Origin of the sequence: Streptomyces durocortorensis (assembly GCF_031760065.1) — a bacterium.
Taxonomy (GTDB): domain Bacteria; phylum Actinomycetota; class Actinomycetes; order Streptomycetales; family Streptomycetaceae; genus Streptomyces.
Genome location: NZ_CP134500.1, coordinates 4,949,639 through 4,971,102 on the forward strand (window position 1 = coordinate 4,949,639; position 21,464 = coordinate 4,971,102).

Below are 21,464 nucleotides of genomic sequence, written 5' to 3' on the forward strand. Positions count from 1 at the left end.
CGGATGCCGATGTCGTCCCGAGAGGCAGAGGGGCGGGGACGCTTGCCCGCCGCCCGGGCGTGGCGCGCCGGACTACGGCCTGCGGGCAGCGACTGCGCGGCGCACACCGTACGCGGCAGCCCCCAGGGCGAGCACGGCGGCACCCGAGACAACCGAGGTCAGAGGCAGCGCGAAGGCCAGGACCAGACACCCGGCCAGCCCCAGGACGGGGACGGTCCGGGGCGGGCGGCCCTCGGCCGGAGTGAGGGTCCAGGCGGATGCGTTGGCGATGGCGTAGTAGGCCAGCACGCCGAAGGAGGAGAAGCCGATCGCGCCGCGTACGTCGGCCGTGGCGGCGAGGACCGCGACGACGGCGCCGACGACGAGTTCGGCCCTGTGCGGGACCTGGAACTTCGTGTGGACGGCGGCCAGGGCATGCGGCAGGTGCCGGTCGCGGGCCATGGCGAGGGTCGTGCGGGAGACGCCGAGGATCAGCGCGAGCAGCGAGCCGAGCGCGGCCACCGCCGCGCCGACACGGACGACCGGAGCCAGCCAGTCGGCGCCCGAGGCCCGGACGGCATCCGACAGCGGCGCGGTCGCGTCCGCCAGCCCCTTCGGGCCCAGCACCATCAGGACGGCGGTCGCCACGAGGGCGTAGACGACGAGGGTGATGCCCAGCGCGATCGAGATGCCCCGAGGAATGGTGCGAGCGGGGTCGCGGGCCTCCTCCCCGAGGGTGGCGATGCGCGCGTATCCGGCGAAAGCGAAGAAGAGCAGGCCCGCCGCTTGCAGCACGCCGCCGAAGGTGGCGTCCGGGCCGACATCCAGCCGGGCCGCGTCCGATGCGGAGGAAGCGAGCGCGGCGACCACCACGGCGGCGAGCACGGCCAGGACCACGGCCACGATCGCGCGAGTCAGCAGCGCGGACTTCTGCACCCCGGCGTAGTTCACCGCGGTCAGCGCCACCACCGCCGCGACCGCGACCGCTTGGGCCTGTCCCGGCCACACGTACGAACCGACCGTGAGCGCCATCGCCGCGCAGGAGGCGGTCTTGCCGACCACGAACGCCCACCCGGCCAGGTAGCCCCAGAAGTCACCGAGGCGTTCGCGGCCGTATACGTAGGTGCCGCCGGAGGCCGGGTAGCGGGCCGCGAGCCGCGCGGAGGAGGTGGCGTTGCAGTACGCCACCACCGCCGCCAGAGCCAGGCCGATCAGCAGTCCGGAACCGGCGGCGCGGGCGGCCGGGGCGAGCGCGGCGAAGATCCCCGCGCCGATCATCGATCCCAGACCGATCAGGACGGCGTCACCCACGCCGAGGTGCCGCCGCAGCCCTCCCGGGGCATCGGCGGCGGGGGTTGACGGACTGCTCATGGACCACTCCCTCGGCGGCGGAGCCACCACCAACGAGCTCCGATATCGGAAGACGATATATGAGTCGGCAGTCGGGCCGCAGGGCCCTGAGCGCCAGCAGTGACCAGCAGCGAGGGGGCGGCCCGGCCCCTCTAGGCTTGTGCTGATCCAAGCGGACGAGGGAGTGCCATGACGCAGCAGCCGGACCGCGAGCTGGCGGAGGTGCAGCGCCGCCACTGGCAGCAGACCTATAGCGCCCACCCGGGGATGTACGGGGAGGGGCCGTCCTCACCGGCGGTCCACGCCGCCGCCGTCTTCCGTGCGTCCGGGGCCCGGGAGGTCATGGAGCTGGGCGCCGGCCACGGTCGCGACGCCCTGTACTTCGCCCGCGAGGGATTCACCGTCCAGGCCACCGACTTCTCCGCGACCGGCCTGGACCAGCTGCGCGCCGCAGCCGGGCAGCAGCAGGTGGCCGAGCGGGTGACGGCCGCTGTGCATGATGTGCGCGAGCCCCTGCCGCTGCCGGACGCGTCCGTCGACGCGGTCTTCGCGCACATGCTGCTGTGCATGGCCCTGTCGACAGCGGAGATCCACGCCGCAGTCCGTGAGATCCGCCGGGTTCTGCGGCTGGGAGGCGTCCTCGTCTACACCGTCCGGCACACCGGCGACGCCCACTACGGCACCGGCATCGCCCGCGGCGACGACGTCTTCGAACACGGTGGCTTCGCCGTGCACTTCTTCGACCGCGCGCTCGTCGACGCCCTGGCCGACGGCTGGATTCTGGACGAAGTCCACGCCTTCGAGGAGGGCGAGCTGCCCCGCCGCCTGTGGCGAGTCACTCAATCACTGCCACGCTGACCGGACACGGGCCATCGCGTACGCGGGCTGCCACCGTGATCAAACGGCGGAAGGGAGCGGGGTGACTCAACCAGAGGGAGGACGCGACGGGTTGGCGGCAACCTGCGCAGGCCCAGGCGATACCACCGCGGCCTGCTGCGGTCGATGTATCTCTCGGCGATGGTGAGCGCTACTACGTGCCCCGCGTCCAAGGCGTGCTCCCTCCGCAAGCGGAGGGTGGGGAAGGGCCGCAAGCAGGCCCTGCTCGCGCTCGGCCGCCGCCGGCTCAACGTCCTGTGGGGCCATGATCCGTGACGGACAGTGCTATCAAGGTTCACCTCCCGTCACGGGAGCGGCTTGACATCACGATTGGGAAGTCCCTGTCTGTCCAGGCAGCTCGCATGACCCGACAGAACACATGACACCTGGAGGGAAGAAGCAACCGCCGAACCAGCCGTCCGAGCGTGCGCGCCACCCGCTCGGGGGCCGGGGGAGAGATTCTTCAGGCCGGCCTGCGGCGGATGTCTCCGGCGGTTCGGGTGCGTTCCCGGCCGACGGCAGCCCCGTGAGGAAGGTCCGTATCTCGTCGGCCTCGGGCACGGCGAGGGCGGTGTAGAGGTCGAGCGCCTGGCGGGCGTGGTCGCGGGCGAGGTCGAAGCGGCCGAGGTCGCGGTGGACGCGCGCCAGGCCGTCATGGGCGCGGGCCTGCTCGGGGCGGTAGCGGGACTCGCGGGCGAGGGTCAGTGCGGAGTCGTGTTCGGTCGCGGCCCGGTCGAGGTCGCCCATGGACCGGGCGGCTTCGGCGAGGGCGTTGAGCGACTCTGCCTCGTCGCCGGGGAAGTCGAATCTGCGACTCAGCTCCAGGGCCTCGTGATGACGGTGCCGGGCCTCGTCGTAGCGGCCCTGCCGCTGGTGGACCAGCCCGATGTTGTTCAGCACGACGGTCTCGCCGATGCGGGATCCCGTCGCGCGGTGGACCTGCAGGGCCTGCCGGTGGTTCTCGTGCGCGTCCTCGTACCGTCCCTGGCGTTCGTGCACGATGCCGAGGTAGGTCAGGCATCTGGCCTCGCCGCTCCGGTCCCCGAGCTCGCGGAAGAGCGCGAGGGCCTGCGCGCCGTGTTCCCGGGCCCGGTCGTACTCCCGTCGCCGCGTGGAGACGGCGCCGAGGGCCTGCAGCGCGTCGGCCGCTGCCCTCCGGTCGCCGATCCCGCGTGCGAGGTCCAGCGCGTGCCGGTAGTGCTCGGCCGCTTTCTCGTAGGCGCCGTGCCACCAGAAGTGCACCTGGCCGAGGTCGATGAGCGTGCGGGCTTCGGCGGCCGTGTCGCCGCCGCGGCGGGCGGCGCGCAGTGCCAGGTCGTCGAGGGCCAGCGCGTCGCCCTGATGGGCGTGGCCGAGCAGGTAGCGGTGCAAGGTGGCGGCCAGCCGGCCTGTGTGGGACAGCCAGTCGTGCTCGGCCGCGTAATGGCCGGACGCCATGAGGTTCGCGCGCTCGCTGTCCAGCCAGCTGATCGCCTCGGACTCGTCGCGCGGGAGAGAGGTGGGGAAGTCCGGGGCGGGCACGCGCGGCCTGCGGTCCTTGCCCTCGGGGTAGAGGTGGTCGACGGCCGTGGCGGCGGTGTGGAGATAGTGGTGGAACAGTCTGCCGAGGGCCTCGCGCCGGGCGTCGGGGGCCTCCTCGGCGGCCGCGGTGGCGAGGGCGTGTTCGCGCAACAGGTCGTGGAAGGTGTACCGGCCGAGCTGGTGCTGGGTCAGGACGTGGGCGTCCAGGAGGTCTTCCAGAAGCGTCTCGGCGTCGTCGAGCGGGAGGTCGGCCAGCGCGGCCGCCGCCTCGGGGGTGATGTCCCGGCCCGGCTGGAGCCCCAGGAGCCGGAACATGCGCTGCTGGTCCGGGGTCAGGTGCTCGTACGACAGAGTGAACGCCGCCGCGACCCCCCGCTCCGACGTGGCCAGCTCGGCGAGTCTGCGGCGCTGGTCGCGGAGCCGGTCGGCCAGGTGGGCGACGGTCCAGCGGGGGCGATGGTGCAGACGGGCGGCGGCGATGCGGACGGCCAGCGGCAGGAATCCGCACAGTTGCAGGACGTCGAGGACGGCGAGGGGTTCGGCGGCCGCCCGCTCGCCGACGATCGCGGTGAACAGCGCCACGGCGTCCGTGGCGGGCAGCACGTCCAGGGACAGCGCGTGCGCGCCGTCCAGGTCGGTCAGGCGTCGGCGGCTGGTGATCAGGACGAGGGTGCTGGAGGTCCCGGGCAGCAACGGGCGGACCTGTTCGACGCCGAGGGAGTTGTCCAGTACGGCCAGCACACGGCGGCTGGAGAGCTCGGACCGCCACAGGGCGGCGCGGTCGGCGACCGACGCGGGGATGTGCTGGGCGGGCAGGCCGAGTTGGCCGAGGAGGATTTCGAGCGCCGCACCGGCGTCGAGCGGCGGCTGACCGGCGGTGTGCGCCTGCAGGTCGACGAAGAGCTGGCCGTCCGGGAACCGGTCCGCGAGGCGGTGTCCCAGGTGGACGGCGAGCGTCGTCTTGCCGACCCCGGCCATCCCGTCGATCGCCGAGATCGTCACGACACCGGTGTTGTTGCCGGACCACAGGCGGATCAGCTCGTCGAGCTCGTCCTCGCGTCCGGTGAAGTCCGGGACGTCGTACGGCAGGAAGCTGGTCACCTGCGGCTTCGCCGGAGCGGTGACCGGCGGCCGCAGGTCGGGGGCGTCGCGCAGGATGTCCTGTTCAAGCTTCCCGAACGCGTGGCTCGGGTCCAGCCCCTGCTCGTCGGCCAGGGTCTCCCGGAAGGTCCTCGCCGCGTGCAGCGCGTCCGTCTGGCGTCCGGCGCGGTGCAGGGCGAGCATCAGCTGGCAGCGGAGCCGCTCCCGCAGGGGGTTGGCCGCCGCGTGGACGGACAGTTCGTCGATGAGGTCGTCGTGCCGTCCCCGGGCCAGTTCCAGATCGGCCAGGCGTTCGACTGCGGTGAGCATCTGCCCGTTCAGACGTGCTCGGGCGCTCTCGACGTAGTGGGCGGTGAGGCCGGCCAGCGGCTCTCCCCGCCACAGCGCCAGCGCGGCACGTATCCGGTCCACGGCGGCACCCGGGTCGTCGGAGACGGCCGGTGCTCCGACGGTCAGGCTGGTGAACTCGTCCAGGTCGAGTTGTCCCGGCTCCGGGGTGATCACGTACCCGGCCGGGCGCGTGGCCAGCATCCGGTCGGCGTCCGCGGCGCGCAGCATCCGCCGGATCGCGGCGATCGTGGTCTGGATCTGCGCGCGGGCGGAATCGGGCGGCAGCGGCCCCCACATGGCGTCGATCAGGCGATCCGTGCTGATCACGGCCCCGGCGTGCAGCAGCAGATAGGCCAGCACGGCACGGTGCCGGGGTGCCAGGCCGGGCACGTCGGAACCGGGAGCCACGGCCTCCACCGGGCCGAGGATCGTGAACCGCATGCCGTCACTCCAGGGGTCGCCATCGCGTGCATCGAAGACGCATCGGGAATGTATCAAGATCGACCGGCAGGGTTACCGGCATGAAAGCACTCCACACCGTCGAACCGGAGGCCGCGACCGGTGAGACCGCAGCCCTGTTCACCGCCACGCACCGGACCCTCGGGCTGGTCCCCAACCTGGCGAGGGTGATGGCCAACAGCCCGGCCGTGCTGAAGGGGTACCTGGGCGCGGTGACCGCCCTGAGTACGCGGGGAACCCTGCCGGCGGAGGTGCGCGAGAGCATCGCGCTGCTGGTGGCGCAGGAGAACGGGTCCGACTACTGCCTGTCGGTGCACGCCTTCTTCGCAACCAGGCTGGCCGGGCTGAGCCCGGCCGAGGCCGCCCGAGCACGCCGGGGCGCGGCCGGCGACCGCCGAATCGCCGCCGTCCTGGAGCTGGCCGCCGTGGTGCTCCGTGACCGCGGGAGCGTCACCGACGAGCAACTGGCCGCGGCCCGGCGGGCCGGCCTGTCCGACGGGCAGGTCGTCGAGGTCGTCGCCCATGTCGCTCTCAACGTGTTCACCAACTACCTCGCCACGGCCGCCCGGGTCGACATCGACTGGCCGCTGGTGCGCCACACCGACTGACAGCAAGTGAAGCCGCCGACTCGCTCCGGGCCGCACGCCTCCGGGATCGCCCCGGCCCCCCGAAACGAAAGCCATCGCCTTGACCACTTCCGTACACATCCGTTCGCTCCAGCGCGTCTCGCCTGCCGAGTCCACCGCATGGCACCGGGTCGTCGCCGCGTCGACGGCCCACGATCCGCCCGGAGCGCCGGTCCCCGACCTCCGACAGATCCAGGCCCAGCTCACGGGGCCCGCTCTTCGCAGCCGCCTGCTGACCTGGCTGGCCACCGGTGCGGACGGCACCCCGGTCGGAGTCGCCGGCCTGCGGCTGTTCACCTCCCCCGGCCAGGAGCACCTGGCCGAGCTGGAACTCCACGTCGCCCCCGCCCACCGCCGCCTGGGCGTCGGCTCGCTCCTGCTGTCGGCGGCCGTGGCGGCCTGCCGCACCGAGGACCGGCGCAGCCTGATCACCGCGGTCCCGGCCGACGGTCCGGGCGAGGCCTTCAGCGAGCGCCACGGCTTTGGCCGGGCCCTCACCCTGGATCACCTCGTCCTGCGCCTCGACGAGCCGGCCGGGACCGGCCTGCCGCGGATCGCCGGGGCCGAGCACCCGGGCTACCGTCTGAACGGCTGGACCGGAACGGTTCCCGACGACCTGGCCGAGGCTTTCGCCGACGCCAAGAACGCGATGAACGACATGCCCGTCGGCGATCTCGACTACGGCCGTGTGGAGTGGGACGCCGACCGGGTGCGCGCCATGGCCGAGGTGGTCGCCGGCCGCGGTGACACCCTGCTGACCATCGCCGCCGTGTACGGCGACGGCACCATGGCCGGCTACACCGAGATCGTGCTTCCCGGGGGGTCCGGGCCGCGTGCCCAGCAGTACGACACCGCGGTCGTGCCCGCACACCGCGGCCACGGGCTGGGCCTGTGGGTCAAGGCCGCCATGGTGTGCCGGCTGCGCGCCGAGCATCCCGACGTCGTCGAGATCGAGACGGACAACGCCGAGGACAACGTCCACATGCTCGCGGTCAACCGCGAGCTGGGCTTCCGTTCCTACCGGCGCACCCGCGAGCTCCAGCTCGACGTGCAGGCCGCCTGATCCGTACGAACCGGATTTCGCCCAACAGGATCGCTGAGGCCGGTTCATCAGGCAGGCCATCGCAGCAAGGCCGTCACGACACAACCATGACGTCGCCGCCCAAGAGTCGAGATCCGCGCCCCGATCCGTCCTCCTTCTCACAGAATCGAGCCAGTCCATGCGCAAGCTCACCTACTACATCGCCGCCACCCTCGACGGCTACATCGCCGGTCCCGACGACCAGTACGACTTCTTCCCCTTCGAAGGCGAGGAAGCCGCCGCGATCCTGGCCGACTTCCCCGAGACGATGCCCGCACCCGCACGCGAGGCGCTGGGCATCGCCGACCGCTCCGCCGAGCGCTTCGACACCGTCGTCATGGGCCGCGCTACCTACGCCCCCGGCCTGAAGGCGGGGTGGACCAGCCCGTACGCCCACCTGAAGCAGTACGTCGTCTCCCGCACGCTCACCAGTCCCGATCCGGCGGTGACCGTCGTCGACGACCCGGTCGCGCTCGTCCGTGAGCTCAAGCAGCAGGACGGCATGGACATCTGGCTGTGCGGCGGCGGCAAGCTGGCGGCGGTCCTGCGCGACGAGATCGACGAGCTGATCATCAAGCGCCACCCCATCGTCCTCGGCTCCGGCATCCCCCTGTTCGACGGCCCCTTCGCCCCGGCGCGCTTCGTCCCCACCAGCACGCGCGCCTTCGACTCCGGCCTGACCATCACCCACTTCACGAAGGACCCCTCATGAACGTCTCCTCCTCCACCCTCTCCCTCACCGTCGCCGATGTGGACGCCTCCCGCGCGTTCCTGTGCACCCATCTCGGCTACGAGGTGGCCACGGCCGACGACGGCTTCGTGTCCCTCACCCGCGGTGACGCCGCCGTCGACGTCGTCCTCCTCCGCCGAGGTACGGACGTCCTGCCGGCCGAGCAGCGCGACCAGCGGGCGGCCGGTCTGATCCTGGCCCTCACGGTCACGGTCACGGACATCGCGGCGGAGGAAGCCCGGCTGCGCGCGGCGGGCGCTCCGATCACCATGCCGCTGCGCGAAGAGCCGTGGGGGGAGCGGCTGTTCCAGATGACCGACCCGAACGGTGTCGTCGTCCAGCTCGTCTCATGGCCGGACGCCACCGGCGCACCCCGTGCCGCCGGCCCGGGCGTCGACCAGGGCGCCGCCGCGATCGTGATCACGCCCGCCCCCGACCACGTCACCGTCTCCCCCAACGCGACCACGGCCGGTCTGGCGGCCCCCAGCCGAGGCAGCACCGAACTCAGCACCTGGACGGTCATGATGGACGCCGGCGCCACCGGCCCCGAGCACTTCATCAGCCGTGAGCAGGTCTGGACGGTCACCACGGGCGCGCTGGAGGTGACCTGCGGCGGCCGTACGGAGAAGGTCACGGCAGGCCAGACCCTGATCCTGCCGGCCGGCCTCCTCCGTCGGATCCACGCCCCGGAACGGGCCGAGGCCCATGTCTCGATGCGTTCCGACGGGGTGTCCTCCGTCCCCGGCACGGAGGGCACCCGTGAACTGCCATGGGCCCGGTGACCTGAACAGGCACCACCGATCACCGGCCGGGCCTCCCGACGGGTCGGCCCGGCCGGAAAACCATCGAAACAGGAGATTCAAGAAGTGCGTGTGCTGTTGTCTACGTATGGGTCGCGAGGCGACGTCGAACCCCTGGTGGGACTCGCGGTGCGGTTGCGGGAACTCGGCGCGGAGGTACGGGTGTGCGCGCCGCCGGACGAGGTCTTCGCGGAGCGCCTGGCCGGCGTCGGCGTGTCGGTGGTGGGTGTCGGGCAGTCGGCCCGCGCGCTGATGACCGGGGCTCCGCCGCCGTCGAAGGGCAATCTGCCCCGGCGCGCCGCGGAACTGATCGCCAGTCAGTGGCAGGTGATGCCCGCGGCGGCAGAGGGATGTGACGTGCTGCTGGCGACGGGCGCGATGCCGGCGATCGCCGGTGCGCGGTCGGTGGCCGAGAAGCTGGGCATCGGCTGCGTGACCGTGATCTTCCAGCAGCTGACCCTGCCCTCGACGCACCGCCCGCCGCTGGCCTATCCCGGGCGGCCCTTCCCGCCGGACGTGACCGACCACCGGGCCCTGTGGGAGCTGGACGCGCAGAGCATCGACGCGCTGTTCGGCGAGGCGGTGAACACCAGCCGGGCGGCGGCCGGCCTGCTCCCGGTGGACAACGTCCGCGACTACGGCTTCGGCGACCGTCCGTGGCTGGCGACGGATCCGGTGCTGGACCCGTGGCTGGAGACGCCCGGCCTCGACGTCGTACAGACCGGAGCCTGGGTGCTCCCCGACGAACGGCCCCTGCCCGCCGACCTGGAGGCGTTCCTGGACGCCGGCCCGCCGCCCGTGTACGTGGGGTTCGGCAGCATGGCCGTGAGCGCGGGCGACGACGCGGCCCGGGTGGCCGTCGAGGCCGTCCGCGCACAGGGCCGCCGGGTCCTCGTGGGGCGGGGCTGGGCGGAACTGGGCCTCGTCGACGACCGGGACGACTGCTGCGCCGTGGGCGAGGCCAACCACCAGGCGCTCTTCCGCCGGGTCGCGGCCGTCGTCCACCACGGCGGCGCGGGCACCACGACCACCGCCGTCCGGGCGGGCGCCCCGCAGGTGGTGGTGCCTCAGCTGGCGGACCAGCCGTACTGGGCCGCCCGCGTGGCCGACCTGGGCATCGGCGTGGCCCACGACGGCCCGGCCCCGACCGTCGCGTCCCTGTCCGCGGCGCTCGGCACGGCCCTGTCCTCCGAGACGGCGGCACGGGCGAAGGCCGTCGCCGGCATCGTCCGCACCGACGGCGCGACGGTGGCGGCGAGACTGCTCCTCGACGCCGCCGTCCGCTGAGGCCCCCCGAGTCGGGGCGAGAAAACCGAGACGGGATGAAGGGCCGGCGGGCCGGCGTGTCGGCCGACGCGGTCGAGGATGCCTACCGCCTCGTGCACGCCTCGACCCAGCCGTGGCTCCGCCCGGCCCGGTCCCGGCACGCCGCGAGCGGCTCGAAGGCCGACCGGGCCCGGTGGGATGCGCGGATCGCGGGCCTCCCCCCCCCGCCGTCCCACGGCATTCGGGGCACCTGGTCCCAGGCGTGCCTCCTCACCGGCCTGGGCCGCGAGACGCCGCGAGCCCTGCGCGAGACGCTCGTGCCCTGCCTCTCCGTCGGGCCGGCCGCCCGGGAGATCCAGCGGCGCATCCAGTACGGGAACCTGGCCCCGCGCATCCGCATCCGCCGACGCGCGCCAGAACTCGATTCATCTCGCGCACCCGAAGGCCCGGCCTGACCCGGCCGTGGGCGGCGCAACCGGTCTCGGCGACGGTCTGCGGGTCGTCATGCGGAGCCGGACCCGGCCGTCACGTGACGTTCTCGCACAGGAAGGTCTCAAGCCGCTCGGCGAAGCCCGGTGCTGCGGCGACGAAGTGACCGGCGCCCGGATGCACGCTGCGCTCCCCGCCGAGCGCATCCGCGAGGGCGTCGCAGATCCGCTCAAGCGCGGCCGCGTGGTCTCCGGACGTGACGAGTACCGGGACGCCGGCGTCCCGGATCACGTCGAGCTGCGGGCGCGCCTCGCTGGGCGGTCGGCCACCATGCGCCCGTCGAACACCGGCGACCACGTCTTCGGGGAGCGGGCCATCGACCACGGGCGCACCCGTGAGCTGGAGGAACTCCCGCAGCTGGGTCGGGGCCGTATCCATACCGCGGGCGAGGACCGTGTCGCCGAGGCGTTCGAGCCGTGCCACCTCGGGGTCATCAGGGACAAGGTAGTTGAGCGGTGGCTCGATCAGGGTGAGCGAGCGCACGCTGCCCGGGGCGGCAGCGGCTGCGGCCAACGCACCGAGGGCGCCGTAGGAGTGGGCCACGACGTGGGGCCGACGGACGAGCAGCGGGGCCAGGTCCAGGGCGTCCACCGCGAAGTCCTGACGTTTCCGCGGTGGTGGGCTCGGCGGATATCCCCGGCGATGAACGTACGCCAGTGTCCACCGGTCGGCCAGTGGAGCGACAGGGCCCCACGTCGCCCGAGGGCTCGCACCGCCATGCACCAGCAGGATCTCCGGCCCGGAGCCATCCCGCACCACCGCGATCTCGCTCATGAGGCGAGCGTAGCGGCGCGCGGTGAGCCCCTGTCCCAGAGCGGTGTTCTGTGTGTGGTGCCTGGTGGGCGGGGTCTGGCTACGGGGTTGGCGGGGGCGGGTGTCGGTGTTCCGCCTGGGTGGGCAGTGGGTGATCGACCGGTTCGGCTGGCCAGTGCCACCCCGTGGTGCGGTGGCGACGCCTGGGCCGGGCAGGCGCGGCGGCGACCTGGTCTCAGACCTTGACGACCTCCACGGAAGGGCCGCACAGGAGCGCCAGGTCCTCGGGGTCGGAGGTGAGGACAGTGACAGGCCGGGGCGCGTTGCGGGTGATGGCGGCGAGAGCGGCATCGATGGCGTACTCGTGGCCGTGAAGGTGATGGGTGCGAAGGAGGACGGCGGCCCGGTCGGCGATCTCCTTGGTGACGTCGTGAACGTCGACGCGGGAGAGGACCCACTTGACGCGGGCCGGGTGGATGCGCTCGTAGTCGGCCTCAAGGATGGTCATGGCGCTGGTGGCAACGCGCACGCCCTCCTCCGACGCCGTCTGGACCAGAGCGACGACGGCGCGACCCTTGGTGCCAATCCTACCGGCGGTCGTACGGCTTCGGGGTGAACAGCTCCCCGTGGGGTCCGATCGGTCCGCGGGGAGCTGCGAACGCCCGTCGGGGCCCGTGCGGGCGGTGGGAGGATGCGGGGAGGGCCGGAGAGGGGCGGGAAGCGTGGGGCGTGGCGAGCGGGACACAGTCGCCAGGGGAGCGCGACTGTATGAGGCGGCGCGGGCGGTGGCCGGTGACCACGGACGGGCGGTGGAGGCGGTACGCGCGGCACTGACGCCGATCCACGACGCGGCGGTGAAGCGGGAGCTCGACGCCATTCCCGTCGCCCGGCTTCAGGACGTCACCGAAGGGCGGCTGCGGCTGGGGAGCGTCGAGAAGAGCGGACTGCGCACCCTGGGCAGCGTCCTGGAAGCAGGCCCCTACCGGCTGCGGCAGATTCCCGGTGTCGGGCAGCGCACTGTCGACCAGATGCTCGCCGCCGCCCGCCGGCTTTCCGAGGCTGTGCACGAGACCGTGGCCGTCCACATCGACGTGGACCGGCCGGAACCGCGTACCACCGCGCTCGTCATGGCCCTGCACGTCCTGGTGGAGGCAGGCCCGGACGCCCGGCGTGCGGTCGACAAGGCCACCGACCTGGCGGAACGGCTCGGTCCGTTGCTGGCCGACGCGAGGCCCGCCGCCAGCAGGGTCCGGATGCTTCTGGCCGGCCGGGAGAAGAAGGCCCGCGCGTGGGCGGCGGTCGCCGAGATCCGGTCGCTGGTGGACGAGGCGGAGCGGGCCGGTCTGCCCGAGCTGCTCGCCCAGGCGTCGGTGGACCTGCTTCGGGGGCACTCGTCCGACGTCGCGGCCTGGGTGGACTTCGAACTCCGCTCCGCCGAGTACTACAGCCTGCTCGCCGAGATCTCCGGGCGGCTGCCGGACGCGGCTGCCGCAGAGGGCTTCCTGTCGGACGAGATCGCGGAGCGGGTGCGGACCCAGCACCTCGACGACACCCACCGGCGGGTCTCCCTGCGCGGTTACCAGGCGTTCGGCGCACGGTTCGCGCTTGCGCAGCGCAAGGTGATACTCGGCGACGAGATGGGCCTCGGGAAGACCATCCAGGCGATCGCCGTCCTCGCCCACCTGGCCGCCGAGGGACAGAGTCACTTCATGGTCGTCTGCCCGGCGAGCGTCCTCGTGAACTGGACGCGGGAGATCGAGGCCCGCAGCGCCCTGCGCGTCATGGTGCTCCACGGACCCGACCGGCACTACGCGTTCGCCGACTGGAAGGGGCGGGGCGGCGTGGGGGTGACCACGTTCGACGCGCTGCGCGGCTTTCCCGCGCCGGGCGGCGGGGAGGTCGGGCTGCTGGTGGTCGACGAGGCGCACGCCGTGAAGAACCCGAAGACCAAGCGGTCCCGAGCGGTCGGCCTGTGGGCGGAGCGTTGCGAGCGCACCCTTTTCATGACCGGAACCCCGATGGAGAACAGGGTCGTGGAGTTCCGCAACTTGGTCCGGATGCTCGACGGCGACGTCGCGGACTCCCTCGGTGAGCGGGACGCGCTGGCCGGATCGGTGGCCTTCCGCAAGGCCGTGGCCCCGGTCTACCTGCGGCGCAACCAGGAGGACGTGCTCACGGAACTCCCGAGCCTCCAGCAGACCGACGAGTGGGAGGAGCTGAGCGCATCGGACGAGGAGGCGTACCGCGAAGCCGTGCGCGCGGGCAACTTCATGGCCATGCGCAGGGCCGCGTACATGCGCCCCGAGAAGTCGGCCAAGCTGGACCGGCTCCGGGAGATCGTTCAGGAGGCAGGCGAGAACGGGCAGAAGACGGTGGTCTTCTCCAATTTCAAGGACGTACTCGGCGTTGTGCGGGAGGCCCTCGCGGCCGGAACCACCGGGGCCACTCCGGTGCTCGGTCCGCTGACCGGAAGCGTCCCGGCCGGGCGTCGCCAGGAGATCGTCGACGACTTCGCCGGTGTTCAGGGCCCCGCGGTGCTCCTGGGGCAGATCCAGGCAGCGGGCGTCGGCCTCAACATGCAGGCCGCATCCGTGGTCGTCATCTGCGAACCCCAGATCAAGCCGACCATCGAGCATCAGGCGGTGGCCCGGGCCCACCGTATGGGCCAGGTCAGGCCCGTTCGCGTGCACCGTCTCCTCGCCACCGGGGGCGTGGACGAACGCATGGTGGAGATGCTGGAGGCCAAGACGCGCCTGTTCGACGCCTACGCCCGCCGCAGCGCCGTGGCCGAAGCCACCCCGGACGCGGTCGACGTGTCGGACACCGAGCTGGCACGCCGGATCGTCGAGGAGGAACAGGCTCGTCTCGGTATGACGGACGAGAGGCTCATGCCGACCGAGTGAATCGGACGCGGTCGGGCAGTGGGGGCGCCCACCCGCCAGAACCGGGAGCGGAGGATCGCTTGGCCGTGGTCGCCCAGGTCGTTGACGGACTCGGCGAAGCGGGCCGGGGCCCGGCCCGGGGCGTCGCCGGTTTCGTACGGACGTACGCATGAGCGGTTCCGTTCGGTGTCCGGAGGGTAGATTGGTGTATAGGTCCCCTTGGGGAGGCTGATTCGATGCCGTGGCTTGCTTGGCTGCTCGCCGCCGCGGCGCTGGGCGCTGCGGAGTTCTTCACCCTGACGCTGGTCTTCGGGTTGCTGGCCGGAGCGGCGCTGGTCGCGGCTGTCGTGGCCGGTGTGGGCATCGGTCTTCTCGGCCAGCTGGTAGCCCTCGGACTGGCAGCGGCAGCAGGTCTCCTCGTCGTCCGTCCCATCGCCCTGCGGGCCATGGCGCAGTCACCCCTTACCCACGAGGGCAGCGACGCGCTGATCGGCAAGCGGGCCGAGGTCGTGCAGGAGGTCACCGCGACCCACGGGCTGATCAAGGTCTCCGGTGAGGAATGGTCCGCCCGTGCTCTCGACGAAACCCATGTGATCCCGGTGGGAGCACTGGTGGACGTCATGGAGATCGAGGGTGCCACCGCTGTCGTGTACCCCCGCGAGCTCCTCCCGTGAACGGCTGGACACGAGCGAAGGAGGAAGCATGGATCCGGTTGTCATCCCGATTCTTGTGGCCGTGATCGTCGTCGTCTTTCTTGTCGCCGCCACGGTACGGATCGTTCCGCAGGCGCGCCGCTACAACATCGAGCGGTTCGGCCGGTACCGCCGGACGCTCCAGCCCGGTCTGAACTTCGTCATGCCGGTCGCGGACCGGGTCAACACCAAGCTCGACGTGCGTGAGCAGGTGTATTCGTCCGACCCCAAGCCGGTGATCACCGAGGACAACCTCGTGGTGAACATCGACACCGTGCTCTACTACCAGATCACTGATCCGCGGGCAGCGGCCTACGAGGTCGCCGACTATCTGCAGGCGATCGACCAGCTCACGGTGACCACCCTGCGCAACGTCATCGGCAGTATGGACCTGGAGGGAACCCTCACCTCCCGTGAGGAGATCAACGCCCGGCTCCGTGCGGTCCTCGACGACGCGACCGGCAAGTGGGGCATCCGGGTCAACCGCGTCGAGATCAAGGCCATCGATCCGCCGAACACCATCAAAGAGGCGATGGAGAAGCAGATGCGTGCCGAGCGTGACAAGCGCGCGGCCATCCTCCACGCCGAAGGGGAGCGGCAGGCCAAGATCCTCACCGCGGAGGGTACGAAGCAGAAGGACATCCTGGAGGCACAGGGCACGCAGCAGGCCATGATCCTGCGCGCGGACGGTGAGGCGAAGGCGGTGGAGCTCGTCTTCAAGTCCGTCCACCGCAACAACGCCGACGCGAAGGTTCTCGCCTACAAGTACCTGGAGACGCTCCCGCACCTCGCGAAGAGCGAGAACAATACGTTCTGGGTGATCCCCGGCGAGCTGACCGAGGCAGTCCGCGCCGTGACCAGCGCCTTCGGCGACCAGTCGAACACGGGGCTTCCTCCGTCCGCCGAGGACGACGAGGCGGCCGCCGCGGGGACGTCCGCCTCGGGAGAGGGCGCCGCGGCGGAGCTGGAGGCCGCCTCGTCCCTGTCGCTGGACGCCGCCGAGGCCGCCAACGAGGTCGCCATGCAGGCCGCCGCCGCCGTGAGCGACGCGAAGGCCGAGGCCGAGGCCGTGGGGGAGGCCCGCCTGCCCGGGACGAATTCCAGGGGGCGGACCTCCGGCGACGGCGACGGTGAGTGAGAGCGGGGCCACTCGGGACCTTTACCGGTACGGGTACGGGTACGGGTACGGGTACGGCTACGGGTACGGGTACGGCTGAGCGTCCCTCCCGCCGGGTGGTGCGCCCAGCCCCGCTGTCAGGTGTGCGCACCGCCCCCCTCCGTCACGGAGGTCACGGAGCGATCAGGTGCCCCAAGTCCTCCGCGTACTTCTTGATGAATGCCGGGGAGAGCTGCGGGACAGCGCCCGTCGGGCCCAGGCCCGCCTCCTTTACCGCTGCCTGGAAGCGGGCGGACGGAATGGCCGATCCGCTGATGACAGGCTCCGGAGTCCGGTGTGCGTCGAGCAGCGGAAGGATCGAGTGCTTCCGCTGCGGCTCCGGAGCCGCGCGCAGCGCCGTTTCGAACCTCGCGAGCCAGTCGTCGTAGTCCTCGACCCGGTCGATGCGGTGACCGGCCTCGTTCAGCCAGTCGACGAAGGTGTCCAGCGAGATGCCGTCGTCGTGCGGGTTCACCAGGCTGTAGGTCCGGTACCCCGCCCGTGCCTCGCCTCCCAGCGTCACCACGGCCTCTGCGGTGAAGTCGACCGGGAGGCCGTCGTAGTGGGCGCGTGGGCGGCGGTCCGTGCCGTCGGTCTCGTAGAAGGAGCGCGGGGCGATGCCCGTGACGATGAGGCTCAGCAGCAGCCGCGTGAACATGTCGGTGACGTTCAGCTGCCCCGCGTAACCGGTGTGCGCCAGGATCATGTTCGAGCGGAACGTCGTGACCGGGAGGCCGTACAGGTCGTGCGCCTCCCGCAGCAGCACCTCACCGGCCCACTTGCTGGTCGCGTAGCCACTGGCGTAACCGTCGTCGACCGGCTGGTCGGGGAGGGCGACGCGGACGTCGGAGTCCTCGTCCAGGGCCCCACCGCCGGGCAGCGACGCCGCGACCGCCACGCTCGATATGTACGTGAACGGCTTCAGCCGGCCCGTGAGCCCCAGGCGGATCAGCTCGGCGGTCCCGACCACATTGGCGTCGAAGAGGTGGTTGTAGGGCAGCACGTGGTTCACCAGGGCGCCGGCGTGGACGATCCGGTCCACCTCGCCGGACAGCCGCTGCCACACCTGCTCGTCCAGGCCGAGCCGGGGCTCCGCCATGTCGCCCGCCAGGACCTCCAGGTGGTCGCGGGCCAGGTCCTGGAACGTCCGGGCGGGCTCGCCGTCCCCGGCCCCGTCCTGGTCGCCGAAGGCCTCCACCAGCCGTGCCAGGGCCGCGGCGTCGTCCGACCCGCGCACCACGCAGATCAGCTTGCCGCCCACCGGGGCGAGCCGCCGCAGCCACTCCAGGCAGAGGAACCGGCCCAGATAGCCGCTGGCCCCCGTGAGCAGCACGGTGCGCGGTTGTCCCACGGTCCGCAGCAGGGCCGGGGCGGCGGCACGCGTCTCCTCGTCGATGAACTTGTCGAGGGTCAGGTCCACGGCCCGGACCCGCGTGCTGCCCTCCGTGTGGACCGACGCGAAACTCACCCGCCCGGGACCTGCCGCGAGCTTCTCCTCCACATAGCCCGCGATCCGCCGCAGGTCCGTGCCGCGACTGATGATCACGTCCACGGGGACGCGGATGCCGAAGATGTCGTAAAGGAGATCGGAGAAGGTCACCGCGGACATGGAGTCCCCGCCGATCTCCCGGAAGCGCGTGCCGGGACCGATCCCGGACGTCGCGGTGGACAGCAGCGCCTGGGCCGCCCGCTGCACCGTCTCCAGCGCCGGCCGGTCCTTGCCGCCGCGGCGTACGTCGCGCAGCTCGTCCTTCTCCCTGGAGGCGATGGCGGAGTAGGTCTCCTCCAGGGCCGGGCGGTACTTCTCCAGGAGCTGGGGGCGCAGGAGCTTGCGGTGGTCGGAGAGCAGGCCGTTGCTTTGGCTGAACGGCTCGGTCTCGATCAGGAAGTCGCGCGGTATCTCGTAGGAGTTGAGCCCGACCTCCTTCGCGATCTCCTGGAACGACTCCCCGAGGAGCTTCTTGAGCGTCGTCTCGTCGTCGCCGGACTGCTCCAGGGCATCCGTGGTCGGGACGACCACCGAGAGCAGATAGGACCGCTCGCTGTTCCCGTACACGAATATCTGCCGCACCAGCGGGCTGACCGCGAAGACCGCCTCCAGGCGGGAGGTGGCGACGAACTCGCCCTGGGACAGCTTGAGTACGTTCTTGCGCCGGTCCACGACGACATGACGTCCCGGCTCGGTCTCCGCGACGATGTCGCCCGTACGGTAATAGCCATCCTCGTCGAATATCTCGGCGTTGAGATCCGGCCGCTTGTAATAGCCGGGCACCATCGCCTCGGTCTTGAGGAGGAGTTCACCCCGGGGGTGCGGTGAATCGGTCCGGTAGTAGCCGAGTTCCGGTACGTCGACGAGTTTGTGGTCGATGACCGGGGGCTTCAGGAGCTTTCCGTCGACCGAGACGGCGGCGGCCTCGGTGGAACCGTAGATGATGTGCACCTCGATCCCCAGCAGGGATTCGGTGAATTCCTTGAGTTCGGCGGAGAGCGGGGCCGATCCGCAACTGGCCCATCCGACACGGCCGCCCAGGACATTCTCGCGAATGTCCTTCCTGACCTCGGTCTCGATCCGCTCCAGGTCTCCGTCGCCGCCCTTGGCCGACCGGCGGTCGAGTTCGCTCTGGTACTTCTGGAAGAGCATTTCGCACACGCGCGGAACCAGCGACATCTCCGTGGGCCTCGCCAGCGCCATGTCCTCCAGGAAGGAGGACAGGTCGCTGTTCGCCGTGAAGTACGTGGTGCCGCCGCGCGCCAGGGTGTTCTTCAGCGAGGAATGTCCGGCGACATGACTCATCGGCATGTAGTGGAGGTTCGCCGCGTGCTCGTCCGAGAACAGCTGCGACCAGGCCCCGCCCCACATGGCCCGGGCCAGCCGCTCGGTGTACATGGCGCCCTTGGGGGTTCCCGTGCTGCCCGAGGTGTAGATGAGCATGGCGAGCGGGTCCTCGTCGCCCTCGATGTCGAACAGCGGTGCCTGGGGGAGCTCGGCCCCTCGTGCGCGTACGTCCTCCAGGAGTTCGATGACCGGCTCGCGCCCGTGCTCCGCCAGGCGTTCCCGGGCCGCGGTGAACCGGTCGGACTGATCGTCCACCTCCGGTACGTAGTCGAACAGCACCAGGCGCCGCACCGACGGGTTCGCCAGGGCCAGTTCGACCGCCGTGTCCAGGCGCTCGATGCTCGTCGCGACGACGACCGGCTCGGTCTCCTCGACGATGGCGTTCAGCTGTGACACCGCGGAGCTGGTCTGGAGAGGAACGCTGACCGCACCGAGATGGGCGCAGGCGAGATCGACCGTCGTGTAATCGATGCTGGCGAAACCGAGAATCGCCACCCGGTCCCCGGCCCGTACCGCGTAGGGGCTGCCGTCGTGGTGCCAGGCGCTCGCCACCGAGCGGACCCGCTGCCAGAGTTCGCCGTAGGTGGTCATCTCGTACCGGGGCAGCAGGCCGATACGGGTACGGCCCGTACCGGCCTCCTCGACGAGTTCCTTCGCGCGTTCCCCGAGGGCGGGGCGTTCGGCGAACTGCTCCATTATGTCGGCCATCACTCGCGCAAGTCGCATGATGAATCTCCGTATCGCATCACTGGATTACGCCGACTCTTGACGTCGGACGCTTGAGGCCGGACGAACAGGGAATCGCCCCGCGGGGCGCGGCCGGCGAAATCCCCTCCCCATCGCCCAGGGCGCGCCGTGATGCTAGGCGTGGCCGAACCGAACATTCGAGCCCATGAGTTGGAGTCCGTCAGGTCCGCCCTGGGCGATCCGCCGAACGGCAGGAGCTGGGCCCGGGGACGCCGTCCACCTGACGGACTATGTTCCGCCGGGTTGTCCGTCGGCCGCCGTGGCTCAAGAGTGATACCCGTCCGAGAGATGGTCCCGGTCGGCCGGCGGTGCGAGAAGCGCCGGATTTCCACGTCTGAGCTGAGCAATGGATACGCGGCTCAACACCCCGGGATCTCCATGGGCTTTCATGCCGGGAAAGGACTCTCCGGCCGAAAGCCGCCGAAGGGCGCGCGACATCACCATCCGCATCTGCATCCGCATGTGCTTCCGCGTCCGATTCTGCGCCTGCTTTTCCGTGCTCCTTGGCGCACCACCAGGTCTGTCGACAGCCGGACCGCCCGTGTCCGGCCCACGCGAGGGAACCCAATGATCGACATAGTCTCTTATCTCCGTTCCATGCCCGCACTCCAGCAGCCCGACTGGGAAGGCCACCCCGAGCTCGAAGCGGTCCGCACGGACCTGAGCCGGATGCCCGCCCTCGTGGACGCCGAGGCGGCGCAGCGGCTGCGCACCCTGCTCATGGAGGCCGCCGCGGGCCGCCTCCAGATCGTCCAGGCAGGTGACTGCGCGGAGGACCCCGCGGAGGCGACTCCGACGGACGTCCGGCGCAAGGGCGCGCTGCTCGACGTCCTCGCCGGGACGATGCGCCTGGCCTCCGGTCTGCCGGTGCTGCGGGTCGGCCGGATCGCCGGGCAGTACGCCAAGCCCCGCTCGGCGGCCGTCGAGAAGGTAGACGGGCAGGAACTCCCCGTCTACCGCGGCCACATGGTCAACCGCCCGGAGCCCGACGCCGAGCTGCGGCGCCCCGACCCCCGGAACCTGCTGTCCGGGTACCGCTCCGCCAGCGACATCATCCACTTCCTGGGCTGGCGCGGCACCGAGAGCAGGACGGACCTCGACGTGCCCGTCTGGACGAGCCACGAGACGCTGCTGCTCGACTACGAACTCCCCCTGCTGCGCCGGGAATCGGACGGCTCGCTGCTCCTCACCTCCACCCACTGGCCCTGGGTGGGGGAGCGCACCCGGCAGCTCGACGGCCCGCACATCGCGCTGCTCGCCGCCGTCTCCAACCCCGTCGCGGTCAAGGTGGGACCCACGATGACGCCGGACGAGCTGCTGGCCCTGTGCGACCGGCTCGACGCCCAGCGCCAGCCCGGCCGCCTCACCCTCATCTCGCGGATGGGCGCGGACCACGCGGCCCGCACCCTTCCCGCGCTGGTCAAGGCGGTTCACGACGCGGGGCACCCCGTCCTGTGGATGTCGGACCCCATGCACGGCAACACGGTCAGCGGCCCGGACGGGACCAAGACCCGCCTCGTGAAGACCGTGGTCCAGGAGGTCGTGAACTTCCAGGAGGCCGTCACGCAGAACGGCGGGGTGGCCGCCGGGCTGCACCTGGAGACCACTCCGGAGGCCGTGGTCGAGTGCGTGCGCGACGAAGCCGAGCTCGGGCGGCTGGGTGAGAAGTACCTGAGCTTCTGCGACCCGCGGCTCAACCCCCAGCAGGCGGTCGAGGTCGTCTCCGCCTGGCGCGGATAGCCCTCCCCGCACCTCCCTCACACATCCCGTCACCACTCACCACTCACCAC

The 21,464-nt window shown here is 71.4% G+C and carries 16 protein-coding genes and 1 pseudogene; 12 read left to right on the top strand and 5 right to left on the bottom strand.

Translation table 11 applies throughout. From position 1 onward, the window contains the following. Positions 1 to 72 precede the first annotated feature (72 nt). The gene (locus tag RI138_RS22130) at positions 73 to 1,350 is read right to left on the bottom strand and encodes an APC family permease (RefSeq protein ID WP_311121313.1); all 1,278 of its coding nucleotides are present in this window, start codon (positions 1,348 to 1,350) and stop codon (positions 73 to 75) included. 168 nt (positions 1,351 to 1,518) lie between these two features. Here RI138_RS22130 and RI138_RS22135 point away from each other — a divergent pair, with 168 nt between their 5' ends. Beyond that, positions 1,519 to 2,187: a class I SAM-dependent methyltransferase gene (locus RI138_RS22135; RefSeq protein ID WP_311121314.1), complete on the top strand. Its 669-nt coding sequence runs from the start codon at positions 1,519 to 1,521 to the stop codon at positions 2,185 to 2,187. 87 nt (positions 2,188 to 2,274) lie between these two features. After that, a pseudogene (locus tag RI138_RS22140) lies at positions 2,275 to 2,527 on the top strand (IS110 family transposase); the annotation flags it as partial. Positions 2,528 to 2,529: 2 nt separating this feature from the next. On the opposite strand, the gene RI138_RS22145 reads toward RI138_RS22140, so the two are convergent. Beyond that, positions 2,530 to 5,598, bottom strand: coding sequence for an AfsR/SARP family transcriptional regulator (locus RI138_RS22145; RefSeq protein ID WP_311121315.1), 3,069 nt, complete (start codon positions 5,596 to 5,598; stop codon positions 2,530 to 2,532). An 80-nt stretch (positions 5,599 to 5,678) separates the two neighbouring features. Between RI138_RS22145 and RI138_RS22150 the strand changes: the two genes are divergently transcribed. From RI138_RS22150 to RI138_RS22175, 6 genes are all read left to right on the top strand, one after another. Continuing rightward, positions 5,679 to 6,224, top strand: coding sequence for a carboxymuconolactone decarboxylase family protein (locus RI138_RS22150; RefSeq protein ID WP_311121316.1), 546 nt, complete (start codon positions 5,679 to 5,681; stop codon positions 6,222 to 6,224). Between the two features lie 79 nt (positions 6,225 to 6,303). Then, positions 6,304 to 7,305, top strand: coding sequence for a GNAT family N-acetyltransferase (locus tag RI138_RS22155; RefSeq protein ID WP_311121317.1), 1,002 nt, complete (start codon positions 6,304 to 6,306; stop codon positions 7,303 to 7,305). A 157-nt stretch (positions 7,306 to 7,462) separates the two neighbouring features. Then, positions 7,463 to 8,035 (top strand): dihydrofolate reductase family protein, encoded by a 573-nt coding sequence (locus RI138_RS22160; protein WP_311121318.1) that lies wholly within the window; start codon positions 7,463 to 7,465, stop codon positions 8,033 to 8,035. Then, positions 8,032 to 8,835 carry a VOC family protein gene (locus RI138_RS22165; protein ID WP_311121319.1) on the top strand — a complete coding sequence of 268 codons (804 nt, stop codon included), beginning with the start codon at positions 8,032 to 8,034 and terminating at the stop codon, positions 8,833 to 8,835. The genes RI138_RS22160 and RI138_RS22165 overlap by 4 nt, the downstream gene beginning before the upstream one ends. Before the next feature lie 90 nt (positions 8,836 to 8,925). Further along, positions 8,926 to 10,140: a glycosyltransferase gene (locus RI138_RS22170; protein WP_311121320.1), complete on the top strand. Its 1,215-nt coding sequence runs from the start codon at positions 8,926 to 8,928 to the stop codon at positions 10,138 to 10,140. 56 nt (positions 10,141 to 10,196) lie between these two features. Then, positions 10,197 to 10,574 (top strand): hypothetical protein, encoded by a 378-nt coding sequence (locus RI138_RS22175; RefSeq protein WP_311121321.1) that lies wholly within the window; start codon positions 10,197 to 10,199, stop codon positions 10,572 to 10,574. Between the two features lie 70 nt (positions 10,575 to 10,644). Here RI138_RS22175 and RI138_RS22180 read toward each other — a convergent pair whose 3' ends face one another. Further along, on the bottom strand, positions 10,645 to 11,382 hold the full coding sequence (locus RI138_RS22180; RefSeq protein ID WP_311121322.1) for an alpha/beta fold hydrolase: 738 nt from the start codon (positions 11,380 to 11,382) through the stop codon (positions 10,645 to 10,647). Between the two features lie 214 nt (positions 11,383 to 11,596). Next, a complete protein-coding gene (locus RI138_RS22185; protein WP_311122977.1) occupies positions 11,597 to 11,947 on the bottom strand; it encodes a type II toxin-antitoxin system VapC family toxin in 351 nt (116 codons plus the stop codon). Between the two features lie 136 nt (positions 11,948 to 12,083). On the opposite strand from RI138_RS22185, the gene RI138_RS22190 reads away from it, so the two are divergent. From RI138_RS22190 to RI138_RS22200, 3 genes are all read left to right on the top strand, one after another. After that, positions 12,084 to 14,264 (top strand): DEAD/DEAH box helicase, encoded by a 2,181-nt coding sequence (locus RI138_RS22190; RefSeq protein WP_311121323.1) that lies wholly within the window; start codon positions 12,084 to 12,086, stop codon positions 14,262 to 14,264. A 215-nt stretch (positions 14,265 to 14,479) separates the two neighbouring features. Further along, positions 14,480 to 14,917 (top strand): NfeD family protein, encoded by a 438-nt coding sequence (locus RI138_RS22195; RefSeq protein ID WP_311121324.1) that lies wholly within the window; start codon positions 14,480 to 14,482, stop codon positions 14,915 to 14,917. A gap of 28 nt (positions 14,918 to 14,945) precedes the next feature. Next, positions 14,946 to 16,073 (top strand): SPFH domain-containing protein, encoded by a 1,128-nt coding sequence (locus RI138_RS22200; protein ID WP_311121325.1) that lies wholly within the window; start codon positions 14,946 to 14,948, stop codon positions 16,071 to 16,073. 151 nt (positions 16,074 to 16,224) lie between these two features. Here the strand turns inward: RI138_RS22200 and car are convergent, their stop codons facing one another. Then, on the bottom strand, positions 16,225 to 19,668 hold the full coding sequence (gene car, locus RI138_RS22205) for a carboxylic acid reductase (RefSeq protein WP_311122978.1): 3,444 nt from the start codon (positions 19,666 to 19,668) through the stop codon (positions 16,225 to 16,227). 603 nt (positions 19,669 to 20,271) lie between these two features. Here car and RI138_RS22210 point away from each other — a divergent pair. Next, positions 20,272 to 21,414: a 3-deoxy-7-phosphoheptulonate synthase gene (locus RI138_RS22210; RefSeq protein ID WP_373558751.1), complete on the top strand. Its 1,143-nt coding sequence runs from the start codon at positions 20,272 to 20,274 to the stop codon at positions 21,412 to 21,414. Positions 21,415 to 21,464 lie beyond the last annotated feature (50 nt).